The 23,016-nt window shown below is 63.0% G+C and carries 28 protein-coding genes; 12 read left to right on the top strand and 16 right to left on the bottom strand.

Going from position 1 to position 23,016, the window contains the following annotated elements; all coding sequences use genetic code 11:
- Positions 1-6: 6 nt before the first annotated feature.
- The 3 genes from tolR to ybgC all read right to left on the bottom strand — a co-directional run bounded on the left by tolR (position 7) and on the right by ybgC (position 1,896).
- Positions 7-456, bottom strand: coding sequence for a protein TolR (tolR, locus tag EP165_RS08285; protein WP_127521373.1), 450 nt, complete (start codon positions 454-456; stop codon positions 7-9).
- A gap of 24 nt (positions 457-480) precedes the next feature.
- A complete protein-coding gene (gene tolQ / locus EP165_RS08280) occupies positions 481-1,194 on the bottom strand; it encodes a protein TolQ (RefSeq protein ID WP_127521371.1) in 714 nt (237 codons plus the stop codon).
- A gap of 234 nt (positions 1,195-1,428) precedes the next feature.
- The gene (gene ybgC / locus EP165_RS08275) at positions 1,429-1,896 is read right to left on the bottom strand and encodes a tol-pal system-associated acyl-CoA thioesterase (RefSeq protein WP_127521369.1); all 468 of its coding nucleotides are present in this window, start codon (positions 1,894-1,896) and stop codon (positions 1,429-1,431) included.
- 99 nt (positions 1,897-1,995) lie between these two features.
- Here ybgC and EP165_RS08270 point away from each other — a divergent pair, with 99 nt between their 5' ends.
- Together EP165_RS08270 and EP165_RS08265 are read left to right on the top strand one after the other, a co-directional pair.
- Entirely contained in the window at positions 1,996-3,294 is a 1,299-nt protein-coding gene (locus tag EP165_RS08270) for a SulP family inorganic anion transporter (RefSeq protein WP_206075884.1), read from the top strand.
- A 33-nt stretch (positions 3,295-3,327) separates the two neighbouring features.
- Complete coding sequence (locus tag EP165_RS08265; protein ID WP_127521367.1) at positions 3,328-3,753, top strand: EamA family transporter; 426 nt, start codon at positions 3,328-3,330, stop codon at positions 3,751-3,753.
- A gap of 19 nt (positions 3,754-3,772) precedes the next feature.
- On the opposite strand, the gene ruvB is transcribed toward EP165_RS08265, so the two are convergent.
- The 7 genes from ruvB to ruvC form a co-directional block, all read right to left on the bottom strand.
- Positions 3,773-4,810 carry a Holliday junction branch migration DNA helicase RuvB gene (gene ruvB / locus EP165_RS08260; protein ID WP_127521365.1) on the bottom strand — a complete coding sequence of 346 codons (1,038 nt, stop codon included), beginning with the start codon at positions 4,808-4,810 and terminating at the stop codon, positions 3,773-3,775.
- Entirely contained in the window at positions 4,807-5,211 is a 405-nt protein-coding gene (locus EP165_RS08255) for a type II toxin-antitoxin system VapC family toxin (RefSeq protein WP_127521363.1), read from the bottom strand. Before EP165_RS08255 ends, ruvB begins: the two co-directional genes overlap by 4 nt.
- Complete coding sequence (locus EP165_RS08250) at positions 5,208-5,489, bottom strand: AbrB/MazE/SpoVT family DNA-binding domain-containing protein (RefSeq protein WP_127521361.1); 282 nt, start codon at positions 5,487-5,489, stop codon at positions 5,208-5,210. The genes EP165_RS08255 and EP165_RS08250 overlap by 4 nt, the downstream gene beginning before the upstream one ends.
- A 66-nt stretch (positions 5,490-5,555) precedes the next feature.
- Positions 5,556-6,176, bottom strand: a complete 621-nt coding sequence (gene ruvA, locus EP165_RS08245) for a Holliday junction branch migration protein RuvA (protein ID WP_127521359.1) — start codon at positions 6,174-6,176, stop codon at positions 5,556-5,558.
- Positions 6,173-6,586 carry a type II toxin-antitoxin system VapC family toxin gene (locus tag EP165_RS08240; protein WP_127522554.1) on the bottom strand — a complete coding sequence of 138 codons (414 nt, stop codon included), beginning with the start codon at positions 6,584-6,586 and terminating at the stop codon, positions 6,173-6,175. Before EP165_RS08240 ends, ruvA begins: the two co-directional genes overlap by 4 nt.
- Positions 6,567-6,842: an AbrB/MazE/SpoVT family DNA-binding domain-containing protein gene (locus EP165_RS08235; RefSeq protein ID WP_127521358.1), complete on the bottom strand. Its 276-nt coding sequence runs from the start codon at positions 6,840-6,842 to the stop codon at positions 6,567-6,569. The genes EP165_RS08240 and EP165_RS08235 overlap by 20 nt, the downstream gene beginning before the upstream one ends.
- 57 nt (positions 6,843-6,899) lie before the next feature.
- A complete protein-coding gene (gene ruvC, locus EP165_RS08230) occupies positions 6,900-7,409 on the bottom strand; it encodes a crossover junction endodeoxyribonuclease RuvC (RefSeq protein WP_127521355.1) in 510 nt (169 codons plus the stop codon).
- 151 nt (positions 7,410-7,560) lie between these two features.
- Here ruvC and EP165_RS08225 point away from each other — a divergent pair, with 151 nt between their 5' ends.
- The gene (locus tag EP165_RS08225; RefSeq protein WP_245440081.1) at positions 7,561-8,334 is read left to right on the top strand and encodes a sulfite exporter TauE/SafE family protein; all 774 of its coding nucleotides are present in this window, start codon (positions 7,561-7,563) and stop codon (positions 8,332-8,334) included.
- A gap of 12 nt (positions 8,335-8,346) precedes the next feature.
- Here the strand turns inward: EP165_RS08225 and rcdA are convergent, their stop codons facing one another.
- The 3 genes from rcdA to EP165_RS08210 form a co-directional block, all read right to left on the bottom strand.
- Positions 8,347-8,889, bottom strand: a complete 543-nt coding sequence (gene rcdA, locus EP165_RS08220; RefSeq protein WP_127521353.1) for a protease adaptor protein RcdA — start codon at positions 8,887-8,889, stop codon at positions 8,347-8,349.
- Between the two features lie 356 nt (positions 8,890-9,245).
- Complete coding sequence (locus tag EP165_RS08215; RefSeq protein WP_127521351.1) at positions 9,246-10,907, bottom strand: acyl-CoA synthetase; 1,662 nt, start codon at positions 10,905-10,907, stop codon at positions 9,246-9,248.
- A 77-nt stretch (positions 10,908-10,984) separates the two neighbouring features.
- Positions 10,985-11,758 (bottom strand): sulfite exporter TauE/SafE family protein, encoded by a 774-nt coding sequence (locus tag EP165_RS08210; protein WP_127521349.1) that lies wholly within the window; start codon positions 11,756-11,758, stop codon positions 10,985-10,987.
- 174 nt (positions 11,759-11,932) lie between these two features.
- Here EP165_RS08210 and EP165_RS08205 point away from each other — a divergent pair, with 174 nt between their 5' ends.
- The 6 genes from EP165_RS08205 to EP165_RS08180 all read left to right on the top strand — a co-directional run bounded on the left by EP165_RS08205 (position 11,933) and on the right by EP165_RS08180 (position 17,300).
- On the top strand, positions 11,933-12,595 hold the full coding sequence (locus tag EP165_RS08205; protein ID WP_127521347.1) for a thiamine phosphate synthase: 663 nt from the start codon (positions 11,933-11,935) through the stop codon (positions 12,593-12,595).
- The gene (locus tag EP165_RS08200) at positions 12,595-13,584 is read left to right on the top strand and encodes a tetratricopeptide repeat protein (RefSeq protein ID WP_127521345.1); all 990 of its coding nucleotides are present in this window, start codon (positions 12,595-12,597) and stop codon (positions 13,582-13,584) included. Before EP165_RS08205 ends, EP165_RS08200 begins: the two co-directional genes overlap by 1 nt.
- Positions 13,585-13,675: 91 nt before the next feature.
- The gene (efp, locus tag EP165_RS08195; protein ID WP_127521343.1) at positions 13,676-14,242 is read left to right on the top strand and encodes an elongation factor P; all 567 of its coding nucleotides are present in this window, start codon (positions 13,676-13,678) and stop codon (positions 14,240-14,242) included.
- Positions 14,243-14,317: 75 nt separating this feature from the next.
- Positions 14,318-15,118 (top strand): inositol monophosphatase family protein, encoded by an 801-nt coding sequence (locus EP165_RS08190; RefSeq protein ID WP_127521341.1) that lies wholly within the window; start codon positions 14,318-14,320, stop codon positions 15,116-15,118.
- 123 nt (positions 15,119-15,241) lie between these two features.
- On the top strand, positions 15,242-16,267 hold the full coding sequence (locus tag EP165_RS08185) for a MotA/TolQ/ExbB proton channel family protein (protein ID WP_127521339.1): 1,026 nt from the start codon (positions 15,242-15,244) through the stop codon (positions 16,265-16,267).
- A gap of 1 nt (position 16,268) precedes the next feature.
- Positions 16,269-17,300 carry a peptidoglycan -binding protein gene (locus tag EP165_RS08180; protein WP_127521337.1) on the top strand — a complete coding sequence of 344 codons (1,032 nt, stop codon included), beginning with the start codon at positions 16,269-16,271 and terminating at the stop codon, positions 17,298-17,300.
- Between the two features lie 12 nt (positions 17,301-17,312).
- Here EP165_RS08180 and EP165_RS08175 read toward each other — a convergent pair whose 3' ends face one another.
- Genes EP165_RS08175 through EP165_RS08165 form a run of 3 tightly spaced genes read right to left on the bottom strand, consistent with a single transcriptional unit; the run spans position 17,313 to position 18,374 of the window.
- Positions 17,313-17,687: a type II toxin-antitoxin system VapC family toxin gene (locus EP165_RS08175; protein ID WP_206075883.1), complete on the bottom strand. Its 375-nt coding sequence runs from the start codon at positions 17,685-17,687 to the stop codon at positions 17,313-17,315.
- 9 nt (positions 17,688-17,696) lie between these two features.
- A complete protein-coding gene (locus EP165_RS08170) occupies positions 17,697-17,960 on the bottom strand; it encodes an AbrB/MazE/SpoVT family DNA-binding domain-containing protein (RefSeq protein WP_127521333.1) in 264 nt (87 codons plus the stop codon).
- Between the two features lie 60 nt (positions 17,961-18,020).
- Positions 18,021-18,374 (bottom strand): DUF1304 domain-containing protein, encoded by a 354-nt coding sequence (locus EP165_RS08165; RefSeq protein ID WP_127521331.1) that lies wholly within the window; start codon positions 18,372-18,374, stop codon positions 18,021-18,023.
- A 141-nt stretch (positions 18,375-18,515) separates the two neighbouring features.
- On the opposite strand from EP165_RS08165, the gene EP165_RS08160 reads away from it, so the two are divergent.
- From EP165_RS08160 to EP165_RS08150, 3 genes are all read left to right on the top strand, one after another.
- The gene (locus tag EP165_RS08160; RefSeq protein ID WP_127521329.1) at positions 18,516-19,997 is read left to right on the top strand and encodes a carboxypeptidase M32; all 1,482 of its coding nucleotides are present in this window, start codon (positions 18,516-18,518) and stop codon (positions 19,995-19,997) included.
- A gap of 202 nt (positions 19,998-20,199) precedes the next feature.
- Entirely contained in the window at positions 20,200-21,852 is a 1,653-nt protein-coding gene (locus EP165_RS08155) for an FAD-binding dehydrogenase (RefSeq protein WP_127521327.1), read from the top strand.
- A 14-nt stretch (positions 21,853-21,866) separates the two neighbouring features.
- Positions 21,867-23,015, top strand: a complete 1,149-nt coding sequence (locus EP165_RS08150; protein ID WP_127521325.1) for an amidohydrolase — start codon at positions 21,867-21,869, stop codon at positions 23,013-23,015.
- Position 23,016 lies beyond the last annotated feature (1 nt).

The following is a 23,016-nucleotide window of genomic DNA, read 5'->3' as shown; positions in this document are numbered from 1 at the left end:
GGCGACCTACTGGTCCTGTTCCTGGAGCGTGACCAGGCCGAGATTGCGGTAGCCGGCCGACGAAATGCGCGCCATCACCTGCATCACCGTTCCATAGTCGGCCGACCGGTCGCCGCGCACATAGATGCGTTCGTCATAGCCGGTCTGGGCGATCGCCTGCAGCTTCGGCACCACCTCGTCGAGCGGTATCTCGGTTTCCTGCAGAAAGATCTGGCCTTCCTGATTGACCGACACGGTGATCGGCTGCGTCTCCGAATTCAGCGCCTTGGCCTGCGTTTCCGGCAGGTCGATCGGCACGCCAACCGTCAAAAGCGGCGCTGCCACCATGAAGATGATCAGAAGCACCAGCATGACGTCGACGAACGGCGTCACGTTGATCTCCGACATCAGCTGGTTCCGCCGTCCCCGGCGGCGGTGGCCGCCGCGGCTGCCCGGCTGAGAGACAGACATTGCCATCGAATACGCTCCTGCTGGTAACCGCTAGGCTGCCTTGTGCAGCACCTTCTCATCGATTTGCCGCGACAGTATGGCGGAGAACTCGTCCGCAAAGCCTTCCATCCGGTTGCCGAGCTTGGCCGCATCCGACGAAAGCTTGTTGTAGGCGATCACCGCGGGGATGGCGGCCAGAAGACCCATTGCCGTCGCCAGCAGCGCTTCGGCAATGCCCGGCGCCACCACGGCAAGATTGGTCGATTTCGAACCGGCAATCGCCTGGAACGAGGTCATGATGCCGACAACCGTGCCGAACAGACCGATGAAGGGAGCCGAGGAACCGATGGACGCCAGGAAGCCGAGCCGGCCTTCCAGCTTTTCCATTTCGCGGGTCAGCGCCAGATCCATCGCCTTGTCGATGCGCGTCTGCAGCTGGATCGGCGAGCGCGCGCCCTTTTCGAAGCTCTTCTTCCATTCGCGCATGGCGGACACGAAGATTGCGCCCATGCCGCTCGTCTTGCGGTCTGCCAGCGTGCGGTAGAGCTCCTCGAGCGACTGCCCCGACCAGAAGGTCTCCTCGAACCTGTCGAGCGCGCGGCGCGCGCGGGCATAAGCCAGCGCCTTGTCGATGATGATTGCCCAGGTCCAGATCGAAGCTGCGAGCAGCCCGATCATGACCAGTTTCACCACCCAGCCGGCCTGCCAGAACAGAGCCCAGAGGGAGAGTTCGCCGCCGGGGGCGGCAAGTGTCAGTGTTTCCATATGAATTCGGTCCCTAGGAAGCCGGACCTGTCATGTGTCCGGTTCATGCGCATCGTCCCGTCGGTCCCTGCCCCATTGGGTTCGGATCGGTTCGCCCTCGACGCGCCCGAGCGGCGTTCTCCGGCGTAATCTTGGTGAAAGGAAGGCGCGCCGCTCGACCGCGATTTTCACCACGATCTTCATGCATTGTTATGGTTAAGGATCGGTTAGTAATGCTTAAGGCGCGTTCGGGATTTACGCCTGCGGCATGAATGCCGGTATCCATTCCTTGGGAAAACGCCGCGGTCGTCCGTTGCCGCCGATGATCGCGGCCTCCACCTTTGCCGTCACAAGAACGTCGTCGCCGCGGCTGATCTTCTGCGCCATGGTGATGCGCGCTCCGGACACGTCCTCCGTCACGGTATCGACGGTCAGAATGTCGTCGATGCGAGCCGGTTGGCGAAAATCGATCTCCATGCGTTTCACCACCCAGGCGAGCGTTTCGCCATGTTTGCCGTCGGCGAGTTCAGTGTGGTGAACGCCTGCTAGGCGCAGGAAGTCCGACCGCCCGCGTTCGAAGAACTCCAGATAGCGGGCATGGTAGACAACGCCGGTGAAATCGGTGTCGGCGAAATAGACCCGCGCCGCCAGCCGGTGGCCGGAGGCGGTCAATTCACCCGCAATAGGTTCGACGGGATTGAGGGCTGCGTTCTGGCTGTCCATGCGTTCTGGGTGCCATGCTCCGCCGCCGGGTGCAAGGCTGTGCCAACGCATAGCGGGCCCATATGCCTTGCAGCCGCCCGCCCACCGTGAGATGCCATCTTGTCCGCAGCCCTTCCGCAACCGGTTTTCGCCGTGCGCCAGCCCAAGATCATAACCACGCTCAAAACCTACTCCTGGCGGCTTTTTTCCGACGATCTGGTCGCCGGCATCACCGTTGCGATGGTGGCAATGCCGCTGAGCCTGGCAATTGCCATCGCTTCCGGCGCAGGTCCCGCAACCGGTCTCGTCACGGCAATCATCGGCGGCTTCCTGATTTCGGCGCTTGGCGGCAGCCGCGTCCAGATCGGCGGTCCGACTGGCGCCTTCATCGTCGTCGTCTTCGGTGTCATCGCCACTCATGGCTATGACGGCCTGGTGCTGGCAACGCTCATGGCGGGTGTCATCCTGCTCGTCGCCGGCTATTTCCGCCTCGGCCGCTTGATCGCCTTCGTTCCGGAAGCCGTGGTCAACGGCTTCACCATCGGCATTGCCATTGTGATCGCCACCAGCCAGCTGGCTGACGCGCTCGGCCTGTCGCTTACCCACGCCCCGGCCGATTTCCTCGAAAAGCTGCCGATCTTGTGGGACGCGCGAGCCTCGTTCAACTGGCAGGCCCTGCTGGTTGCCGCGCTCACCATCGCGATCATCGTCGGCCTCAGAAAACTCAGCCCGCGCATTCCGGGCAGCATTATCGCGGTGACGCTGTGTTCCGCCCTTGCTGTGCAGATGGGCTGGCCGGTCGACACGCTGGCCTCCCGTTTCGGCGCTCTTCCGGACACGCTGCCGCTGCCTGCCTTGCCGCAGATTTCGCTGGACCGGATGATCGAGCTGCTGCCGTCGGCCCTCATCATCGCATTTCTGGCCGGGGTGGAATCGCTGCTATCGGCAATGGTCGCCGACCGCATGATCGCCGGCAGCCACCGGCCCAATGCAGAGCTTCTCGCACAGGGTTTCGCCAATATCGGCTCGTCGCTCTTCGGTGGTCTACCGGCCACCGGCGCCATCGCCCGCACCGCCACGAATGTCCGCGCCGGCGGCAAGACGCCGGTTGCCGGTATCGTGCATGCGCTTGTCATCTTGGTTGTGATGATGACGATGGCGCCACTCGCCGGCTATTTGGCGATGCCGGCGCTTGCAGGACTGCTCATCCTCACTGCCTGGAACATGAGCGAGCCGCATCGCTGGCCCGCTTACGCAAGCGCGCGCACGCGGGATCGTGTTCTGCTTGTCGTAACGCTGGCGCTGACGGTGCTTGTCGACCTCACCGTCGCGATTGGCGTCGGCGTTGCCTTAGGCCTCGCGATCAGGATGCGCGACCGCAAGGTGCCGCCTTCGGAGTGGACCCCGCCGGAGCGCTGACGCAAGATGCGGCTCGAATTCGGGAGAACCGCAATGACCGAAAGCTGGCAGTTCTGGGCCTTGCTCGCCGCCGTCTTCGCCGCTTTGACCGCGATCTTTGCCAAGATCGGTGTCAGCGATATCAATTCCAACTTCGCGACCTTCCTGCGTACCATCGTCGTGGTTGCAGCGCTCGGCCTTCTCGTCTGGAGTACCGGCGAAACGCAGAGCATTGCCGCCCTGTCCTCAAAGACACTTACATTTCTGGTGCTGTCGGGCCTCGCCACCGGCGCCTCGTGGCTCTGCTATTTCCGCGCCCTGCAGCTGGGCAATGCCTCACAGGTTGCACCGGTCGACAAGCTGAGCGTTGTCTTCGTCGCCGTGTTCGGCGCGCTGCTTCTCGGCGAGCAGATGTCGTTGCTGGGCTGGGGCGGCGTTGCACTCATTGCCGCCGGCGCGGTCATGGTCGCCGTCGGCTAGTTAGTCGATCCGGCTGGTCTCACTCGTCCTCGAACAGGCCGATCTGGCGCTGCGCGATATCCTTCGGTGCTTCGAGGCCGAGGTGCCGCCAGGCATTGGCCGCCAGCACGCGCCCGCGCGGGGTACGCTGCAGGAAACCCTGCTGGATCAGATAGGGCTCGATGATATCCTCGATCGCGTCGCGCGGCTCCGAAAGACTTGCAGCGATCGTCTCGATCCCCACCGGCCCGCCACCGAAATTCCTGGCGATGATGTTCAAATAGCGCCGGTCGAGATTGTCGAGGCCGAGCGCGTCCACTTCGAGCCGCGAAAGCGCCTCGTCCGCCACCGTGCGGTTCACGACGTCCGCGCCTGCCACATTGGCGAAGTCGCGCACCCGCCGCAGAAGCCGCCCCGCGATGCGCGGCGTGCCCCGCGCCCGCATGGCGATCTCGCGCGCACCGTCGTCACTCATGTTGAGCGAGAGTATGCGCGCCCCGCGCCGCACGATCGTCTCCAGCTCGGCGGCCGAATAGAAATCGAGCCTGACGGGAATGCCGAAGCGGTCGCGCAGCGGGTTGGTGATCAGCCCAAGCCGCGTCGTCGCCGCCACCAGCGTGAAGCGCGCGAGGTCGATCTTCACTGAACGCGCCGCCGGCCCTTCGCCGATAATGAGATCGAGCTGGAAGTCCTCCATCGCGGGGTAGAGGATTTCCTCCACCGCCGGCGACAGCCGGTGAATTTCGTCGATGAAGAGAACGTCTCGGTCTTCCAGATTTGTGAGAAGAGCTGCGAGATCGCCCGCCTTGGCGATCACCGGGCCCGACGTCGAGCGGAAGTTCACGCCGAGCTCGCGCGCCATGATCTGCGCCAGCGTCGTCTTGCCGAGACCGGGCGGCCCGACAAACAGAACATGGTCCAGCGCCTCGCCGCGCCCGCGCGCCGCTTCCACGAAAACTTTCAGGTTCGCCCGCGCCGCCGCCTGGCCGATGAATTCGTCCAGCGTTTGCGGCCTGAGCGAAACCTCGGCGTCTTCGCCGCGTTCCTCGGCGGCTACAAGGCGGGGAGCGGTGGTCATGAAAGAAGTTCCATGGAGGGTATCCGTTTGGCTGCCATGCCGTCGAACGTCATGGTTGCCGTGCAACCCGTGTCGCGGTTGCGTTCGCTCAACAATATATCGGGAAAATCGACACCGTCATTCAGGTAGGCCGCGATCGACCTGCGGACGCTGTCGAAATCCTCGAACTCGACATGCTCCAGCGTCAGGAGTGCATCGAACGTTGCGGCAACGCGATCGCGCGGCACCTTGTTGCGCCGGTTCAGGACCCAGAAAACTTCAAGCAGCACTGTTACGCCGACATATCCGCGTTTGTCCGCATTCAGGGTCTCAAGAAAAGCCTGCGATAGCGCCGATTGTTGCGGGCTGTCGTTGAGCAAGGCCCTGAGCAGGATATTGGAGTCTATTCCGACAAGGCTCATGCCGCGTCCTTGCCAGGTTTGCCGGCGCGCTGCGCTTCCCGGTCGGCAACGGCGTCAGCCACGGCTTCCTTGTAATCCTCGATTGAGGTGCCCTGAACCCCAAAATCGGCCAGAAGCCCGAAAATCGAAGAAACCGGCCGGTTCCGGGGCACCAATTCAACCCGGTCTCCGATCAACACATAGCGAACATGGTCGCCCGGGCCGAGGCCGAGATATTCGCGAACCTCAATCGGGACCGTTGTCTGGCCTTTTGCCGTAAGTTTGGACTCGATACCCATTTCGCTACTTTCAATCGCATTTCCTTACTTTTATAAAATAGTAAGGATTTGCCCTCCGAGCAAGGGCTAACGCGCCAGCTCCTTGAGCCCCAGCCGGATCAGCTTGGCCGAATCCGCATCTTCGCCGGCACTTTTCAGCGCGGCGGCGATGGCGTTGGCCGCGATGTCCCGCGAATATCCGAGATTGGCGAGCGCCGACACCGCGTCCGCTACGGGAGCGGGTGCGGCTCCCTCGCCCAGTTCCTGTTTGAGCCCGATCGTTTCCGACGCCTCACCTGCGAATGCCGGCGCCTTGCTCTTCAATTCGGTCACGATGCGCTCCGCCACCTTGCGGCCGACGCCGGGCGCCCGCGCCACCATGGCGAAATCGCGCAGCGCAATCGCGTTGGCGAGTTCGGGCGGCGACAATGTGGAAAGGACGGCAAGCGCAACCTTGGCCCCAACGCCCTGCACGTTGTTCTGCAAAAGGCGAAACCACTCGCGCTCCAGCGCCGAGCCGAACCCGTAAAGCCGGATCATGTCTTCGCGCACATAGGTTTCGATGAACAGCGTCGTCGCCTCGCCGGGCGAGGGCAGCGCGGCAAGCGTGCGCACAGGGCAATAGGCGACATAGCCGACCCCCTGCACATCGATGACGCAATGATCCTCGCCGATCTCGTCGACGATCCCCTTCAGCTTGCCGATCATGGATGCGTGTCCGGTGAGATGATTTCTAGGTCGGGGAAATAGCTTCGATAGCGCTTCGGATCGCGCGTCAGTACCGCGTGTCGATCCACTTCCCCATGCGCGCCGACCAAAAAGTCCGGCAAGGTCCTCTCGCGTTGCCCTCCGGCATGGCGATAGGCGCGATGCGCCTGGCCAGCCCGAAACGCGACATCGAATGAAATAGACAGCTTTTCCAGCATGAGGCCATCCAGCGAACGATCAAGATCGGCTAGTGTTTCGAAGCTTGCGCCGACTTCTGCCCAGATAACCGGATTGACCGCCAGCTTTCGGGTAGCACCCAGTTCGGCCAGCCTGTTGGTCGACCACCCCCAAGCCGCGCCGCCAAACATCACGTCAAAGAAGATGTTGGAATCAACCAGGACCGAGGTCATCGCGCGGCCCACGTATCCAGTCATAATACTCGTCAGGTGTCATCCCGTCGGAATCAACCGTGCCGCGCACCCGTTCGGCCCAACTGCGAATAGATTTGGAGCGCTTATGCGCCGCATCACCGCCGTCGCCTTTCCGCAGCAGTTCGACCTTCCCGTCGGAGCGGGGCACAAACTCGACCTCCGAGCCCGGCTTGATGCCGAGCCGGTCGCGAATGCCCTTGGGAATGGTTACCTGGCCTTTGGTGGTCACGCGCATGGTATTACCTTTCGAGGTAATACCTACCCATGCAAACGGAACAAGTCAAGAACAAAACTAGCCGGCCATCGCCAGCCGGCTCACCACACTTTGCCTGTGGTGCGTGTGGCAGATCGCGATCGCCAGCGCGTCCGCGGCATGCTCGCTGTCGATCAGCGCTTTGGGCAGCAACACCCGAACCATCAGCTGGATCTGCTTCTTGTCGCCGTGGCCGACGCCGATCACCGTCTTCTTCACCGCGTTCGGCGCATATTCGGCGACCCGCAGTCCGGCGCGCGCCGGCACCAGCATGGCGATGCCGCGCGCCTGGCCGAGCTTGAGCGTCGCCGCCGCGTCCTTGTTCACGAATGTCGCCTCGACGGCTGCCTCGGCCGGCGCATATTCGCCAACCACTGCTTCCAGCCCGTCGTGAAGCTGGCAAAGCCGCGTCGCCAGATCGGCCTTGGCGTCCGACTTCAGCGTGCCGGCGGCCACGAAACGCAGTGCGCTGCCGGCGCTCTCCACAACCCCCCAGCCCGTAGCCCTGAGACCGGGGTCGATGCCGATAATGCGAATCGTATTGTTCATGAGGCCGACCGTAGACATTCGCATCGCAAATGCCATCGAAATGTGAACAAACCGGAAACGAAACACAGGTTTCGCGACCGCTGGTCCAACCGAAATGGTCTTCCCGATGCTGCTCGAACAGCGTAACTCGCGGCTTATGCGGGAAGCTGCCTTGTTAGAATTTCTTTCCGACCCCCGCCTGATCGCCTTGCTCGCCGTTGTCGCGGTGGCCGGCGTGGCGCGGGGCATGTCGGGCTTCGGCACCGGCATGATCGTGGCGCCGGTCGCTGCCGCGCTCTATTCACCGCGCTGGGCGATTGTCATTCTGGTCGTCATCGATCTGCTACCGATAATCCCGATCACGATACCGGCGTTGCGCATCGCCAGATGGCGCGAGGTGCTGCCCATCTTCGCCGGCCTGTTCCTGTTCTTTCCGGTCGGCCTCTACATCCTGCGCAACAGCGATCCGGTGCTGCTGCGCTGGGGCATCAGCGCGGCCATTTTCGCGTGCGTAATCATGCTGTGGTCGGGCTGGCGTTACAGCGGCCGCCGCACCAACCCGCTGTCGCTGGCGACGGGCAGCGTGGCCGGCGTCCTGTCCGGAATTGCCTCCATCCCCGGACCGCCGGTGCTGGTCTACTGGCTGGCATCCGCATACCCGGCCGCCATCATCCGCGCCAACCTGCTGGTGCTGTTTTTCCTGGCCGAATTCGTTTCGGTCGGCAATCTGGCGCTGGCGGGCATGTTCGAGCGCGGTCCGGTGATGGTCGCGTTGGCCGCGACACCGGTCTACTTCGCCGGGCTGCTCGTCGGCGGGCGCCTCTTCGGCTTGGCCAGCGAACGCACCTATCGCCTTGTCACATACTGGCTGATCGTCCTTGCGGCAGCGCTTGCCCTGCCGCTTTGGGACGGTGTGTTTGCGTTGCTTGGGGAAAGATTCGACTGAATGTACGCCGCGTCAGCGGCCGCCAAACGCCGTGCTGAGCAGTGTGATCTGCTCCGAGACAGGATTGCTGCCGAAGCGCATCTTGGCTGGAGCGTCCTGCTTCTGCCCATAGATCTCTTCGTCCATGCGCCGCACCAGCGACTGGAGCGAAAGCGATCGAGCAACGATATCGCGGAACGCTTCGGGAAGCTCATTCCAGCCGTCGATGCCCTCTTGCGCCGAGGCGGTGTCGAGGTGAACCTTCGTCTTTTCCGAAGCCACCTGGTCTCGCGTCATCTCGCCGGAATTGGCGGCGCGCTGCAGCAACAGCCACGAGGCAACCTGCATCAGCCGGGTGGTGAGACGCATGGATTCTGCGGCATAAAGCGTTGCGGCAATGCGCGACAGGCGCTTGGCTTCGGTGCGTCCCTCGCCGTCCAAATACTCCGCAGCGCACTCCACAAGCTGCATGCCTTCATCATAGAGCGGGCGGAACGAGCTCGAAAAAACGCGCCGCTCGGCCAGGCTGACCAGATTGGTATCGTCGTTTGAAGTCGTACCGTTCGTCGCCGCCATGTCCCACCTGTTTTTGATGCGCCGCGCTTGTCGCAACAAACGCGCTTTGTCGTCAATGCTGTCCGCGCCCCCTCGAGCGCACGAAAACATGCCGCCAGTTGGGCGCGCGCGCAAGGTCATGTTTAACAGAGGGTTAACGCGCCGAGTTCGTCAAAAAAAAGAGCCGCATAGGCGGCTCTCAGAAGTTAAACAGGGAGGCGTCAAACGAAGGGAGAAACCGCTTCGTCGGAATCCAGATCACTGGATGCACACAGTAAACGCCCGTAAAGCTTAACGCTGGGTTAACGGGTCCGAAAAAATACGGTTCGAATGCCGGAAATTCCGTTGACCATCTTCACCCGTTGGGGCGTCGACCGTCATGATGGCGCAATCTGCCCGTCTTGGCCCCGCGCCATATCCCTCAGCCTGAACTTCTGGATCTTGCCGGTGCTGGTTTTCGGTATCTCGGCAAAGATCACCGCCTTCGGGCATTTGAAGCGCGCAAGCAGCGAACGGCAGTGTTCGATGATCTCCGCCTCGCTCGCCGACCTGCCGGGTTTCAGCTCCACATAGGCGACCGGCACCTCGCCCCACTTGTCGTCCTGCCGCGCCACCACCCCGCAGGCGGCGACAGCGGCGTGTTTGTAAAGCGCGTCCTCCACCTCGATCGAAGAGATGTTCTCGCCGCCCGAGATGATGATGTCCTTTGAGCGGTCCTTGAGCTGGATGTAGCCGTCGGGGTGCATGACGCCCAGATCGCCCGAATGGAACCAGCCGCCGGCAAAGGCTTCCTCGGTGGCGTCCCGGTTCTTCAAATAGCCTTTCATCACGATATTGCCGCGGAACATCACCTCGCCGATGGTCTCGCCATCGGCCGGCGTCGGTTGCATCGTCTCGGGGTCGATTACCGAAAGCCCTTCGAGCGCCGCGTAGCGCACGCCCTGCCGCGCTTTCTTGGCCGTGCGCGGGCCAGGCTCGAGCTCGTCCCACTCCGCGTGCCACTCATTCACCACCGCCGGACCATAAGTCTCGGTGAGCCCGTAGAGATGGGTGACGGCGAAGCCTGCATCGGCCATGCCGGCGAGCACCGCTTCGGGCGGCGGCGCAGCGGCGGTATTGAATGTCACCGTTTGCCCAAACGCCCGCTTCTCGTCGTCGGGCGCGTTGAGCAGCGTCGACATCACGATCGGCGCGCCGCAAAGATGCGTCACACCATGGTCGGCGATCGCGTCATACATTGCCTTGGCCCTCACCCAGCGCAGGCACACATGTGTGCCGGCCTGCACGGAGAGCGTCCACGGAAAACACCAGCCGTTGCAGTGGAACATCGGCAAAGTCCAGAGATAGACCGGGTGCCGGCCCATGCCGGCATGGATGGTGTTGGTGTAGGCCATCAGCGCCGCGCCGCGATGGTGATAGACCACGCCTTTCGGATTGCCCGTCGTGCCAGAGGTGTAGTTGAGCGAGATCGCATCCCATTCGTCATCAGGCATCGACCAGTCGAAGCTCTCGTCGCCTTCCGCCACGAGGGCCTCATAGTCGAGACTGCCGATGCACTCGCCCTTGGCGTAAGGCGCGTCGTCGGGAAACTCCGGATCGTCATAGTCCACCACCAGCGGCTTCACCTTGGCTATCTCAAGCGCCTCGGCCACGATGCCGGAAAACTCGCGATCGACGATCAGGAGCTTCGCTTCGGCGTGGTCGAGCTGGAAGGCGATGATCGCGGCGTCGAGCCGCGTATTCATCGAATGCAGCACCGCTTTCACCATCGGCACGCCGAAATGCGCTTCGAGCATCGCCGGCGTATTCGACAGCATGACCGACACGGTGTCGCCTTTGCCGATACCGCGCTTGGCGAGCGCCGAGCCAAGCTTCAGCGAGCGGGCCCAGAAGTCGCGATAGTTCATCCGCATCGTGCCATGGACGATCGCGGTTTGCTTGGGAAAGGTCCTTGCCGCCCGCTCCAGATAGGTCAGCGGCGTCAGCGGCTGGTGGTTTGCTTCGCGGCGGTCGAGGTCCCGCTCATATGCGTTGGCCATTATCCCTCCCATCATTGCCGACGCTCTTGCGGCGTCTTTGGGCCTTGCGCCCATGATGACGAGATTTCGTCTGGCCGCTAGCCGAAAATGTCGATCAGGCCATCATAGATCAGCTTGATCGCGACGAGGAACATCATCGAATAGGTGAAGCCGTAGAAAATGCTCGCTCGCAGGCGCCGCACCAGCCAGGCGCCGGCAAGGGTGGCGATCGGCGCCACCGGCATCAGGATCGCCGAGGCGGACAGGTTGGTCGTATCGAACTGGCCCAGCGCGAAATAGGGCACCACCTTCACCGCGTTGACGATGGCAAAGAAGATCACCGACGTACCGGCATAAAGCGCCGGCGAGTGACCCAGCTGCAGCGCATAAATCTGATAGGGCGGTCCGCCCGCATGGCCGACGAAACTCGTGAACCCCGAAATGGTCGCCCAGAACGACGCCCGCACCGCATTGTGCGGGCGCGCCACCTGGTCGGCTTTTTGCAGGAACTGCACCAGCCAGCGCAGGAAAAACGTCAGTGAGACAATGCCGATAATCAGCCGCACCGCGGCGACGGTGACAAAAGCCGCGGTCGCCCAGCCGATCGCGATACCGATAAGCGCGCCAGGGAGCATCAGCCCCAGCATCTTGCGGTCGTAGGTCCCACGCCAGGTCCACAGCGACACTGCGTCCATTACCAGCAGGATTGGCAGCATGATCGCCGCGGCCTGCACCGGCGACATGACCAGCGCCATCAGCGGCACCCCTATCAGCGCCATCGCGCCACCGAAGCCGCCCTTGGAAAAACCAACGAGCATTACGGCGGGAATGGAGGCTGCGTAGAACCAGGGATCGTAAAGAAGGTCAGACATGCTGTCGAAATCGATTGCACACACCGACTAGCGGCTTCCGTGGTGAATTGCGAGCCCAAAGCATATGCTGGCACTAAAATACCCGGCCTTTGCCCTGTTCGTGCCGCCGCCGCTGGTTTATTGCCCAAATCCGACCATGATCGCCACGCAGGAACCGGGCGGAGCTGGAAACGGATGACGGGCAAAGCCGAACTCAATCGCTGCAGACTGGTGCTGATCTGGCCGCAGGAAGAAAAGCGCGCCGATGCCGCGAGCCGGCTGCAGGCCGCTTGCGCGGGTGGCGACGTCGCATCGCTGATCATTCCGCAGCATGATCGCTCAGACGACGAGTTTCAGGAGCTGTGCGAAGCGTTGGTACCTGTCGCGCAACAGGCTGGCGCCGCGGTGATAATCGCAGGCGACACGCGCGTCGCAGGCCGGGTGAAAGCCGATGGCATTCACTTCGAGGGCAAAGCGGCCGATCTTTCCGACATCATCGAGCGCTTCGGCTCCAAGATGGCGATTGGCGCCGGTGGTGCGAAATCGCGCGACGACGCGCTCGGTCTCGGCGAATGCCAGCCGGACTACATCTTTTTCGGCCGCTTCGGCTACGACAACAAATCCGAGCCTCATCCGCGCAATCTTCAGCTCGGCGCATGGTGGGCCGAAATGGTCTCGATCCCCTGCATCGTGCTTGGCGGCAACGACGTCTCCTCGATTGAGGCCGTCGCGGCGACCGGTGTCGAATTCGCCGCTCTGGGTGAAGCCGTCTTCGGCGAAGGCCGCGACCCCTGCACCGAGGTGGCGCGCGCCAACGCGCTTCTCGACACATCCGCACCGCGCTTCGAGGCTGCCTGATGCAGCGATCGTGTCGTTCCGCCTTGACGATCATGCTTCTCGCCGCTTCCACCGGCTGGGCATGGGCGCAGACGGACAAGGCTGAGGACGACGGGCAGCGTCTGCTGCCGGCGCCCACCCAGATAACGCCGTCGGCGCGCATTGACCCGCAGCGCTTCGGCAACGCACCGGATGCCGCTTTCGGCGCCTATCAGCGCGGGCTTTACGTCACCGCCTTCAACCTTGCCAAACCGCGCGCCGAAGAAGGCGACGACGCGGCACAGACGCTGATTGCGGAGATTTATGCCCGCGGTCTGGGCATACGCCGCGATCCGGAGCAGGCGGCGAACTGGTATCGCCGCGCCGCCGAGCAGGGCAACCCGGAAGCGCAGTTCCAGTATGCGCTGCTCTTGATCGACGGAACCTATGTCGAGAAGGACGAGGATCAGGCATATGCGCTGATGGAAGACGCGGCGAATGCCGGAAACACCTTCGCGCAGTTCAATTTCGCGCAGATGCTGCTCGACCGCCATCAGGGCGCCGACGGTCTCGAGCGGGCCATCGGCTTTTACGAGGAAGCCGCGCAGGCCGGCCTAGCCGATGCCCAATATGCAATGGCGCAGGTCTATGCCGACGGAGCCGGCAGCCGGCAGAAGGACGATGCAGCGGCACGCCTCTGGCTGGCGCGGGCCGCGCATCAGAACTACGACACTGCCCAGCTTGAACTTGGCACCTGGCTGGTGCTTGGCCGCGGTGGCGACGCCGATGCCGTTGCAGGGTTCGGCTGGCTGAAGCGTGCGGCGCAAGGCGGCAACATCGCCGCGGCCAACCGCCTTGCCAAACTCTATCGCGCCGGCATCGGCACCGAACCTGACGTCATTGCAGGGGCAGCCTGGTATGTTCTTGCCCGCCGTGCCGGGCTGGTGGATCCCGAGATGGATGTCTTCCTCGAAGGCCTCACTGACGAGGAGCGGCGCGACGCCATCGCTCAGGCCAACCGGCTGCGCTGAAAATCGCCTCCCCTTGCTTCAAAGGGCGATTTGTGATCATGGAGGCGCCGAATTTGGCCAATCGGCCGCAAATCCCTCATCGAGATCACAAATGGCCAAGATCAACGGCAACGAAATCCGTCCCGGCAATGTCATCGAGCACAATGGCGGCCTGTGGGCGGCGGTGAAGACCAACGCGGTTAAGCCCGGCAAGGGCGGCGCCTTCAATCAGGTCGAACTGAAGAACCTCATCGACGGCACCAAGCTCAACGAGCGCTTCCGCGCCTCCGAAACGGTGGAGCGCGTCCGTCTCGAACAGAAGGACTTCTCCTTCCTCTACGAACAGGGCGAGATGCTCATCTTCATGGACACCGAGTCCTACGAGCAGCTTGAGCTGCAGAAGGATTTCGTCGGTGACCGCGCAGCCTTTCTGCAGGACGGCATGACCGTCACGGTCGAACTCTATGAGGAAAAGCCGATCGGCATTTCTCTGCCCGATCAGGTAACGCTGGAAGTCAGCGAGGCTGACCCGGTGGTGAAGGGCCAGACGGCCGCCTCCTCCTACAAGCCCGCAGTGCTTGAAAACGGCGTGCGGGTTATGGTGCCGCCATTCATCTCCACAGGCGAGCGCATCATCGTCGATACGAACGAACTTACCTATATCCGCCGCGCCGACTAACTGCAGGCGGATCACGGCACTTGGCAGTCGGTTCCGGCTGCCCGGCGCCCATTGCCTAATGCCCAGGAAACCAACATGGCCCGTTCCGCGCTCCTTAATGTAATGACGCAGGCCGCCCTCAAGGCGGGTCGGTCGCTGGCGCGCGATTTCGGCGAAGTTCAGAACCTGCAGGTCTCGCTCAAAGGCCCTGGCGACTATGTTAGCCAGGCCGACCGCAAGGCCGAGGATATCATCTACAACGAGCTGTCTCGCGCCCGCCCTGGCTACTCCTTCCTGATGGAAGAACGCGGCGCGGTTGAAGGCGACGACGATCAGCATCGCTGGATCGTCGACCCGCTCGACGGCACGACGAATTTCCTGCACGGCATTCCGGTCTTTTCGATCTCGATCGCACTTGAGCGTCAGGGCGAGCTCGTCGCCGGTGTCATCTTCAACCCGGTAATGGACGAGCTTTACACCGCCGAGCGCGGCAATGGCGCCTTCCTGAACGATCGCCGCATGCGGGTCGCAGCACGCACCAAGCTGGTCGACAGCGTCGTTGGTACCGGTATCCCGCATCTCGGCCGCGGCAACCACGGCCGCGCGCTTCTCGACCTGCGCACTATGATGACCGAGACCGCCGGCATTCGCCGCCTTGGCTCGGCGGCACTCGACCTCGCCTATGTCGCGGCGGGCCGCATGGACGGCTTCTGGGAAGACGCATTGGCGCCATGGGACCTTGCCGCCGGCATCCTTATGGTGCGCGAGTCGGGCGGCTTCGCGACCGACCGCGAGGGTGGCCGGGACATGTTCGACAACGGTTCGATCGTCGCCGGCAACGAAGCGATCCACCGCGCCATGATCGAAGCGCTGAAGAAGCCTGCAAACACCGCGTGACCGCAAAAGTATCGCGCGCGCTTCAGCGCGCGATACGGCTATCGCAGCGCTTCTTTCAATTTCGTCACAATTCCGTTTAGAGTCCTCCCCATCTTCCGTGGCGGAATCAACCGGGGCTGGCCTATGGCATTGTTTAGATCGCTGGGAATGGACGCCGTTGGCGCCGAGGATGCGGATTACGATCCGCGCAATCTGTCCAGCCCGCAGGTCTTCCTGCTTTCCATGCTGATATTTCTGGCGATATCGGGTTTTGTCGCCGCCATTCTTTACCGGCAGATCGCTTCCGCCTTCTACACCAATCCCGGCCTCAACGGCCTCATCCTCGGCGTTCTCGGCGTTGGCGTGCTGCTTGCGTTCCTGCAGGTCGGCCGACTGTTCCGCGAAGTGCGCTGGGTGAATTCGTTTCGCGCCGGCTCCGAAGGCCGCGACCCGGTGCTCCTCGCACCGATGCGTGCGCTGCTCAGCCGCTCATCGAAAATGGCGCTGTCGACGAGTTCCATGCGCTCGATACTGGATTCCATCGCCACCCGCCTCGACGAAAGCCGCGACATCTCGCGCTATCTCATCGGCCTTCTCGTTTTCCTCGGGCTGCTGGGCACGTTCTGGGGTTTGCTGCAGACGATCGGGTCGATCGGCGACACGATCGCCACGCTCGATCCCGGTTCCGGAAGCACGAATGACGTGCTTGCGGCGCTGAAATCCGGCCTCAGCGCGCCGCTTGCCGGCATGGGTACGGCGTTTTCGTCGTCACTGTTCGGCCTGTCCGGTTCGCTTGTGTTGGGCTTTCTCGACCTGCAGGCCGGGCGCGCGCAGAACCGCTTCTACACCGAGCTCGAAAACTGGCTCTCCAGCGTCACCGACCTCAATTCCGACATTCCGGTGATCGATTCCTCCAAGGCCGAAACCTCCGAGGAGATGAAGGCCTTGGCCGAACGGCTGCGCTCAATGCAGGAAGGCGGCGCCTCCAATCCGCGCATTGCCGCCTCGATGGCGAGCCTTGCCGACGGCATTTCCGGGCTGGTGAAAAACATGCGCACCGAGCAGCAGATGATGCGTGACTGGGTGGAGGCGCAGTCGAAAGATCAGCGCGCGCTGCGCGAGACGCTCGACAAGATAGCCGCGGCGCTGGCGCGGCAGGAGAAAAAATAGCATGGCGCTCGCGCGGGCAAGGCGCGGCAATCGCGGGGTCGATTATTGGCCGGGTTTCGTCGACGCCCTGTCGACGCTGCTTCTGGCAATCATGTTCCTGCTGTCGGTGTTCGTGCTGGCGCAGTTTCTGCTCAGCCAGGAGGTCACCGAACGCGACGAGGTGCTGACCCGCCTCAATGCGCAAATCAACGAACTCACTCAGCTGCTGGCGCTGGAACGCTCCAACACACAGGACGCAGAAGATCAGCTCGCCGCCCTCTCCGCCTCGCTTTCCGACGCGGAGGCCGAGCGCAGCCGTTTGCAGCAACTCCTTTCGGCCGGCGCAGGTGCCGGCGCGCAGGCCGAAGCGCGCGTCGGTGCGCTGTCGGAACAACTCGACGATGAAAAGCAGATAAGCCAGCGCGCGCTGAGCCAGGTCGAGCTCCTCAACCAGCAGATCGCCGCACTGCGCAAACAGATCGGCGCGCTGGAGGCAGCGCTTGAGGTTTCGGAACAGCGCGATCGCGAATCCAACACCAAGATTGCCGACCTCGGTCGTCGGTTGAACGTAGCGCTTGCCCAGCGTGTGCAGGAGCTCAACCGCTACCGGTCAGACTTCTTCGGCCGCTTGCGCGAAATCCTGTCCGACCGCGAAAACATCCGCATCGTCGGCGACCGTTTTGTCTTCCAGTCGGAAGTGCTGTTCCCGTCGGGCTCCGAGATCATCAACGATGCCGGCCGCGAGGAAATGGCCAAGCTCGCCGGAGCGATCCTCGAACTCCAGCGCGAGATACCGCCCGAGATCAACTGGGTGCTGCGCGTCGACGGCCACACCGACAACATCCCGCTCTCGGGCGCCGGGCGTTACCGCGACAACTGGGAACTCTCGACGGCCCGTTCCACTTCCGTGGTGAAATATCTGATCGAGGAAGGCGTTCCGGCCGAGCGGCTTGTCGCCGCCGGCTTCGGCGAGTTCCAGCCGCTCGACAATGCCGACACCGCCGAGGCGCGTTCCAAGAACCGCCGCATCGAGCTCAAGCTTACGGAGAAGTAGTTGCAGCCCGGCTTACCGGGCCACAATTACCTCCAGTCCCTTGATATCGAGCTTGGCCCACGCACGGTCAGTCGTCAGCGCCGGCACGCCAAGCCGCATCGCAAGCGCCATGCATGACCGATCGCCGAGGCCACTTCCATGTTGTCGTGTGGCAGCCGAAAGTGAAGCTGCCAGAAATGCATCCTCGGCTTCATGTGGGCAAATCATCAGCTGAAGCTTGTCGATAGAGGCACGGATATCGCCTTCCGAAGCGCCAGCATCCATCATCTTCTTGGCCACTTCCTGAACGTTGACGGCCGAAACTGAAGCCTCCGCGATATGGCTTTCTATCAGGTCCGAACCCGGTTCTTCCCTGAAGAAGGCAATCAAAGCCGAGCTGTCCAGCACGACCACCGGTCAGTCGCGCTCACGCGTCGCGAGGAAATCGTCCGAGCTGAACGGTCGTTTGACCGACTTGCGGAATATCTCGCGCGCTTCTCTTACCCGGTCGGCAATCGTCGATATCTGGATCTGACCATCCTTTATCGTCAGGACGAGTTCGGTTTCTCCTTCGATACCAACTGCGTTGCGCATGGACTTCGGTAGAACCATCCGTCCGTTGGCGGCGATTTTCACCTTTTCGCTCAGTCCATTACCGTCTAGTTCCACCGGTGCATTCATGTGGCATCTCCACTATCGTTGCCACTTCTCAAAATAGTGACATCTTGTAGAGTTGTCCATCTACATCCCCGCCCACAGCGCCAGCAGCGCCAGACCTGCCGGCACGGTCTGGATGTAGAGGATGCGGCGGCTGACTGTCGCTGCTCCGTAGAAGCCGGCCACCGCGACGCAGCCGAGGAAGAACACCTTGATCGCGAAGCCGGCGTCGCCGAGCCACAGCCCCCAGACAAGCCCGGCAACGAGGAAGCCGTTATAGAGCCCCTGATTGGCGGCGAGCACCTTGGTCGAGGCGGAAAACTCGGGCGTCATGCCGAACGCCTTGCGCCCGCGTGGCGTATCCCAAAGCACCATCTCCAGGATCACGATATAGACATGGATCGCCGCGACGACGCCGGTCAGAATATTGCCGATCAAGAGTGCCTCCCTCGCAAAATGCAGCCGCCGCATAGAGCACCGCTTTCGCCGGCCCCGCAAGCTGCGCTGGCTCAAAGCATATGACTTGCGCGCGTTCGCGACATGGTGTCCCTTGCCGGCAATCATTGCCCGAGGACCCTCATGTCGTTTGAAAAACTCGATGCGCTCTGCCGCCGGCTGAACGCGCTGGAACACGCCACCGCCATTCTGGGCGTCGATGAAGCAACCGTAATGCCGGTCGGCGGCGGCGATGCCCGCGCCGATTCCATGTCGGTGCTCGCCGGCATGTATCACCGCCAGGTAACGGCACCCGAAGTCGGTGACTGGATCGCCGCCGCCGAGGCCGAAGATCTTTCCGCCGACCAGCACAAGGCGGTCGCCGAGTTCCGCCGCATGTGGACGGGCATGACCTGCCTGCCGCCCGAATTCGTGGAGCGGCAGACGAAAACCCGCATGCGCTGCGAACAGCTCTGGCGTGACCTGCGCGCCAAGAACGATTGGGCGGGCTTCGCACCGGCGCTGGAGAGCGTCCTGGAATTGACCCGCGAGGAAGCCGCGATGCGCGCCGAGGCCTTCGGTCTCGATCCCTATGATGCGCTGATGGAGCAGTATGATCCCGGCAACCGCTCAGCCGACATTGCGCCGGTTTTCGCCGAGCTCAAAACCTTCCTGGTTGATTTTGTGCCGAAGGCGCTGGCCGTTCAGGAGGAGCGTCTGGCCAGGCGGCCGAAAAGGCCGCTGTCGGGCAGCTACCCGATCGAGCGGCAACGCGAACTGGGCCTCGCCATGATGGCGGCGGTCGGCTTCGACTTGACCCATGGCAGCCTGTCCGTCTCGCATCATCCCTTCTGCGGCGGCGTGCCCACAGACGTGCGCATCACCACGCGCTATCGCACGTCCGAGTTTCTGTCCTCGCTAATGGGCACGCTGCACGAAACCGGCCACGCGCTTTACGAGCAGGGCTTGCCCCGCGACTGGGCGCACTGGCCGCTGGGCAAAGCCCGCGGCATGTCCATGCATGAAAGCCAGAGCCTGTTCGTGGAAAAGCAGATCGGCCGCAACCCGGCTTTCTGGCGTTGGGCTCTGCCCGTCGTCGAGCGGCATCTCGAAGAAGACTGGTCGATCGAGGATATCCTGCCGCATGTCCATCATGTCGAACGCGGGCTGATCCGGGTCGACGCCGACGAGGTCACTTACCCGCTGCACATCATCCTGCGCTTCGAACTGGAGCAGGACCTGATTGCAGGCAAGCTGGAAGTCTCGGACCTGCCGGAGGCCTGGGATGCGAAGATGACCGAATATCTCGGCCTTTCCACCATCGATGACCCCGCAAATGGCCCGATGCAGGACGTGCACTGGCCTTCCGGCGCCATCGGCTACTTCCCGTCCTATACGCTCGGCGCCATGATCGCGGCGCAGCAATGGGCGGCGATCATACGCAAGATCCCGGACGCCGAGGCGCAGATGGAAAAGGGCCATTTCGATGCGCTGAACGACTGGCGTCGTGAACATGTCTGGACGCAGGCCTCGCGCTTCTCGACGCCGGAGCTGATCGAACGCGCCACCGGCGAACCGCTCAACGCCGAGCATTTCCGCAAGCATCTGGAAGAGAGGTATGGCTAGCCGTATGTTGCCCGTCATCCTCGGGCTTGTCCCGAGGACCTGCCAACTTGAGCGGGAAGCTGTCCTAACACGAGGAAGCACCACTTTTCTTCGTTGCAGCGGCGGTAGATCCTCGGGACAAGCCCGAGGATGACGTCGAGCAGGGATGCCCTTGCTCTCCATTTCGTTCCATCCGACAGTGCCTTCAACCGGGAGGAACGAAATGGCCGAACAGGCGGACGCCATCATAGTCGGAGCGGGCCTCGCAGGGCTCGTTGCAGCCTGCGAACTGGCCGATGCGGGCAAGCGCGTCATCATCGTCGAGCAGGAGGGCGCCAACTCGCTCGGCGGCCAGGCCTTCTGGTCGCTGGGCGGCCTCTTTTTTGTCGACAGCCCCGAGCAGCGGCGTCTACGCATCAAGGACAGCCGTGAACTCGCCCTGCAGGACTGGTTGGGCTCCGCGCAGTTTGACGGCCCGCAGGACGCGTGGCCGCGCAAGGTCGCGGAAGCCTATATCGACTTCGCCGCCGGCGAGATGCGCCCCTGGCTTCACTCGCTTGGCATGCGCTGGTTTCCCGTCGTCGGTTGGGCGGAGCGCGGCGGCGCCATGGCGCATGGCCACGGCAACTCCGTACCGCGCTTTCACATCACCTGGGGCACGGGCCCGGGCGTCATCGAACCCTTCGAGAAGCGTGTGCTGGAATACGAGAAGGCCGGCCGCATCACGCTCAAATTCCGCCACCGCGTCAGCCGCATAGTGAAATCGAAGGGAGCGGCAGCCGGGGTCGCCGGCGAAGTCCTGGAACCCTCCAAGGTTCAGCGCGGCCAGAAATCCGGGCGCGATGTCGTCGGCGATTTCGAATTCAGGGCCGGCGCCGTCATCGTCGCCTCAGGCGGCATAGGCGGCAATTTCGATCTCGTACGCAAGAACTGGCCGGCGGACCGTCTCGGTCCCGCACCGAAGAATATGGTCGCCGGCGTGCCGCACCATGTCGACGGCCGCATGATCGACATCACCAAGAAAGCCGGCGCTGCGCTCATCAACACCGACCGCATGTGGCACTACACCGAGGGCGTGAAGAACTGGGATCCGATCTGGCCCGAACACGGCATCCGCATCCTGCCCGGCCCTTCCTCCATGTGGTTCGACGCGCTGGGCGAGCGGCTGGAAGCGCCATGCATGCCGGGTTTCGACACCATGTCGACGCTGAAGCGCATTCTTTCAACCGGCCACGAATATTCCTGGTTCGTGCTCACCCAGAAGATCATCAAGAAGGAATTTGCGCTTTCGGGTTCGGAGCAGAACCCCGACTTCACATCGAAGAAATGGGCTGAAGTGCTGAAGAGCCGACGCGGCTCCGGCGCGCCGCCGCCGGTGGAGGCCTTTAAGGAAAAGGGCGAAGACTTCGTCGTCCGCGGCGATCTCCGTGATCTCGTTGCCGGCATGAACCAGCTTGCCGGCGGCAGCCTGATCGACCATGACCGGCTGGAGGCGCAGATCGTCGCCCGCGACCGCGAGATCGACAATCCGTTCTCCAAGGACGCGCAAGTGACCGCCATTCGCGGCGCGCGCAATTATCTCGGCGACAAGCTCATCCGCACCGCTGCCCCGCACAAGATACTCGATCCGGCCAACGGTCCGCTGATCGCCGTGCGGCTCAACATTCTCACCCGCAAGACGCTGGGCGGCATCCACACCAATCTCGACGGGCAGGTGCTGAACGCGAAGGGCGAGCCGGTGCCCGGGCTATATGCAGCGGGTGAGGCCTCGGGCTTCGGCGGCGGCGGTTATCACGGCCACAACGCGCTGGAAGGCACATTTCTCGGCGGCTGCATCTTCTCCGGCCGCAATGCCGGCCGCCACGCCGCCCGCTAGCACACGGATCTCACATGTCACTCACCAACCAGGACCTGGTCGATCTGGTCGCCTTCCGCCGCCAGCTGCATCAGGCGCCGGAAATCTCCAACGAGGAATATGAAACCGCGAATGCGGTAGAAGTCTTCCTTGCTCAGACCGGGCCCGACGAGATTCTAACTGGCTTTGGCGGTCCCGGCCTCGCGGCGATCTACGACAGTGGTCAGCCCGGCCCGACGATCCTCCTGCGCGCCGAGCTCGATGCGCTGCCCATCGCCGAAATTTCAGACCTGCCGCACCGCTCCGCGATTCCCGGCAAGGGCCACATGTGCGGGCATGACGGTCATATGGCGATCCTCGCAGCCGTCGGCCGCCAACTCGGCCGCCAGCGCCCTGCGCGCGGACGCGTCGTACTCATGTTCCAGCCGGCGGAAGAGACTGGCGACGGCGCGGCTGGCGTTACCGCAGACCCGCGCTATGCCGATATCGCACCCGACTTCGCCTTTTCGCTGCACAATCTGCCGGGCAGCCCGCTCGGCCATGTCCGGCTGAAAGAGGGTGTCGTCAATTGCGCCTCGCGCGGCATGCGCATCGCTCTCACTGGCAAGACCGCACATTCCTCGATGCCGGAAACCGGCGCGTCGCCGATGCTGGCGGTGTCTCAATTGATGCCGGCCCTCACAGGCCTCTCCCGGGCCGGATTCGACAGCGACAATTTCCGCCTCGCCACCGTCACCCATGCCGAAATGGGCGAGGCCGTCTTCGGCGTCGCGCCCGGCCGCGCCGAGGTTTGGGTCACACTGCGCACCCGGCTCGACGAACGCATGGACGCGCTGGTTGCTACTGCGGAAAAACTCGCGCGCGATACCGCGTCAGCCAACGCCCTTGGCTGCGAGATCGACTATCACGAGGTCTTCGTTGCCAGCCTTAACGAGGCGGAGGCGGTAGCGCATCTGCGTGATGCACTCGATGCCGAAGGCGTCGCGCATGACGAGGCAGAGCTTCCTATGCGCGCGTCGGAGGATTTCGGTCGCTTCGGCCATGGCGCGAAATCGGCGATGTTCTTTCTGGGCTCGGGCGAAAACCACCCGCAGCTCCATAACCCCGACTACGACTTCCCGGACGACCTGATCCCGATCGGCGCCCGCATCTTCATGCGCACGGTGCGGAATTTGCTGGGGTAAA

The organism is Mesorhizobium sp. Z1-4, assembly GCF_004000235.1.
Lineage (GTDB): Bacteria > Pseudomonadota > Alphaproteobacteria > Rhizobiales > Rhizobiaceae > RCIO01.
This window is presented reverse-complemented; position numbering and strand designations above follow the sequence as displayed.

Bases quoted from the DNA above. Each gene is read 5' to 3' on its own strand.
- tolR (WP_127521373.1), bottom strand. From the start codon at position 456: ATGGCAATGTCTGTCTCTCAGCCGGGCAGCCGCGGCGGCCACCGCCGC.
- tolQ (WP_127521371.1), bottom strand. From the start codon at position 1,194: ATGGAAACACTGACACTTGCCGCCCCCGGCGGCGAACTCTCCCTCTGG.
- ybgC (WP_127521369.1), bottom strand. From the start codon at position 1,896: ATGGACAGCCAGAACGCAGCCCTCAATCCCGTCGAACCTATTGCGGGT.
- EP165_RS08265 (WP_127521367.1), top strand. From the start codon at position 3,328: ATGACCGAAAGCTGGCAGTTCTGGGCCTTGCTCGCCGCCGTCTTCGCC.
- ruvB (WP_127521365.1), bottom strand. From the start codon at position 4,810: ATGACCACCGCTCCCCGCCTTGTAGCCGCCGAGGAACGCGGCGAAGAC.
- EP165_RS08255 (WP_127521363.1), bottom strand. From the start codon at position 5,211: ATGAGCCTTGTCGGAATAGACTCCAATATCCTGCTCAGGGCCTTGCTC.
- EP165_RS08250 (WP_127521361.1), bottom strand. From the start codon at position 5,489: ATGGGTATCGAGTCCAAACTTACGGCAAAAGGCCAGACAACGGTCCCG.
- ruvA (WP_127521359.1), bottom strand. From the start codon at position 6,176: ATGATCGGCAAGCTGAAGGGGATCGTCGACGAGATCGGCGAGGATCAT.
- EP165_RS08240 (WP_127522554.1), bottom strand. From the start codon at position 6,586: ATGACCTCGGTCCTGGTTGATTCCAACATCTTCTTTGACGTGATGTTT.
- EP165_RS08235 (WP_127521358.1), bottom strand. From the start codon at position 6,842: ATGCGCGTGACCACCAAAGGCCAGGTAACCATTCCCAAGGGCATTCGC.
- ruvC (WP_127521355.1), bottom strand. From the start codon at position 7,409: ATGAACAATACGATTCGCATTATCGGCATCGACCCCGGTCTCAGGGCT.
- rcdA (WP_127521353.1), bottom strand. From the start codon at position 8,889: ATGGCGGCGACGAACGGTACGACTTCAAACGACGATACCAATCTGGTC.
- EP165_RS08215 (WP_127521351.1), bottom strand. From the start codon at position 10,907: ATGGCCAACGCATATGAGCGGGACCTCGACCGCCGCGAAGCAAACCAC.
- EP165_RS08210 (WP_127521349.1), bottom strand. From the start codon at position 11,758: ATGTCTGACCTTCTTTACGATCCCTGGTTCTACGCAGCCTCCATTCCC.
- EP165_RS08205 (WP_127521347.1), top strand. From the start codon at position 11,933: ATGACGGGCAAAGCCGAACTCAATCGCTGCAGACTGGTGCTGATCTGG.
- EP165_RS08200 (WP_127521345.1), top strand. From the start codon at position 12,595: ATGCAGCGATCGTGTCGTTCCGCCTTGACGATCATGCTTCTCGCCGCT.
- efp (WP_127521343.1), top strand. From the start codon at position 13,676: ATGGCCAAGATCAACGGCAACGAAATCCGTCCCGGCAATGTCATCGAG.
- EP165_RS08190 (WP_127521341.1), top strand. From the start codon at position 14,318: ATGGCCCGTTCCGCGCTCCTTAATGTAATGACGCAGGCCGCCCTCAAG.
- EP165_RS08185 (WP_127521339.1), top strand. From the start codon at position 15,242: ATGGCATTGTTTAGATCGCTGGGAATGGACGCCGTTGGCGCCGAGGAT.
- EP165_RS08180 (WP_127521337.1), top strand. From the start codon at position 16,269: ATGGCGCTCGCGCGGGCAAGGCGCGGCAATCGCGGGGTCGATTATTGG.
- EP165_RS08170 (WP_127521333.1), bottom strand. From the start codon at position 17,960: ATGAATGCACCGGTGGAACTAGACGGTAATGGACTGAGCGAAAAGGTG.
- EP165_RS08160 (WP_127521329.1), top strand. From the start codon at position 18,516: ATGTCGTTTGAAAAACTCGATGCGCTCTGCCGCCGGCTGAACGCGCTG.
- EP165_RS08155 (WP_127521327.1), top strand. From the start codon at position 20,200: ATGGCCGAACAGGCGGACGCCATCATAGTCGGAGCGGGCCTCGCAGGG.
- EP165_RS08150 (WP_127521325.1), top strand. From the start codon at position 21,867: ATGTCACTCACCAACCAGGACCTGGTCGATCTGGTCGCCTTCCGCCGC.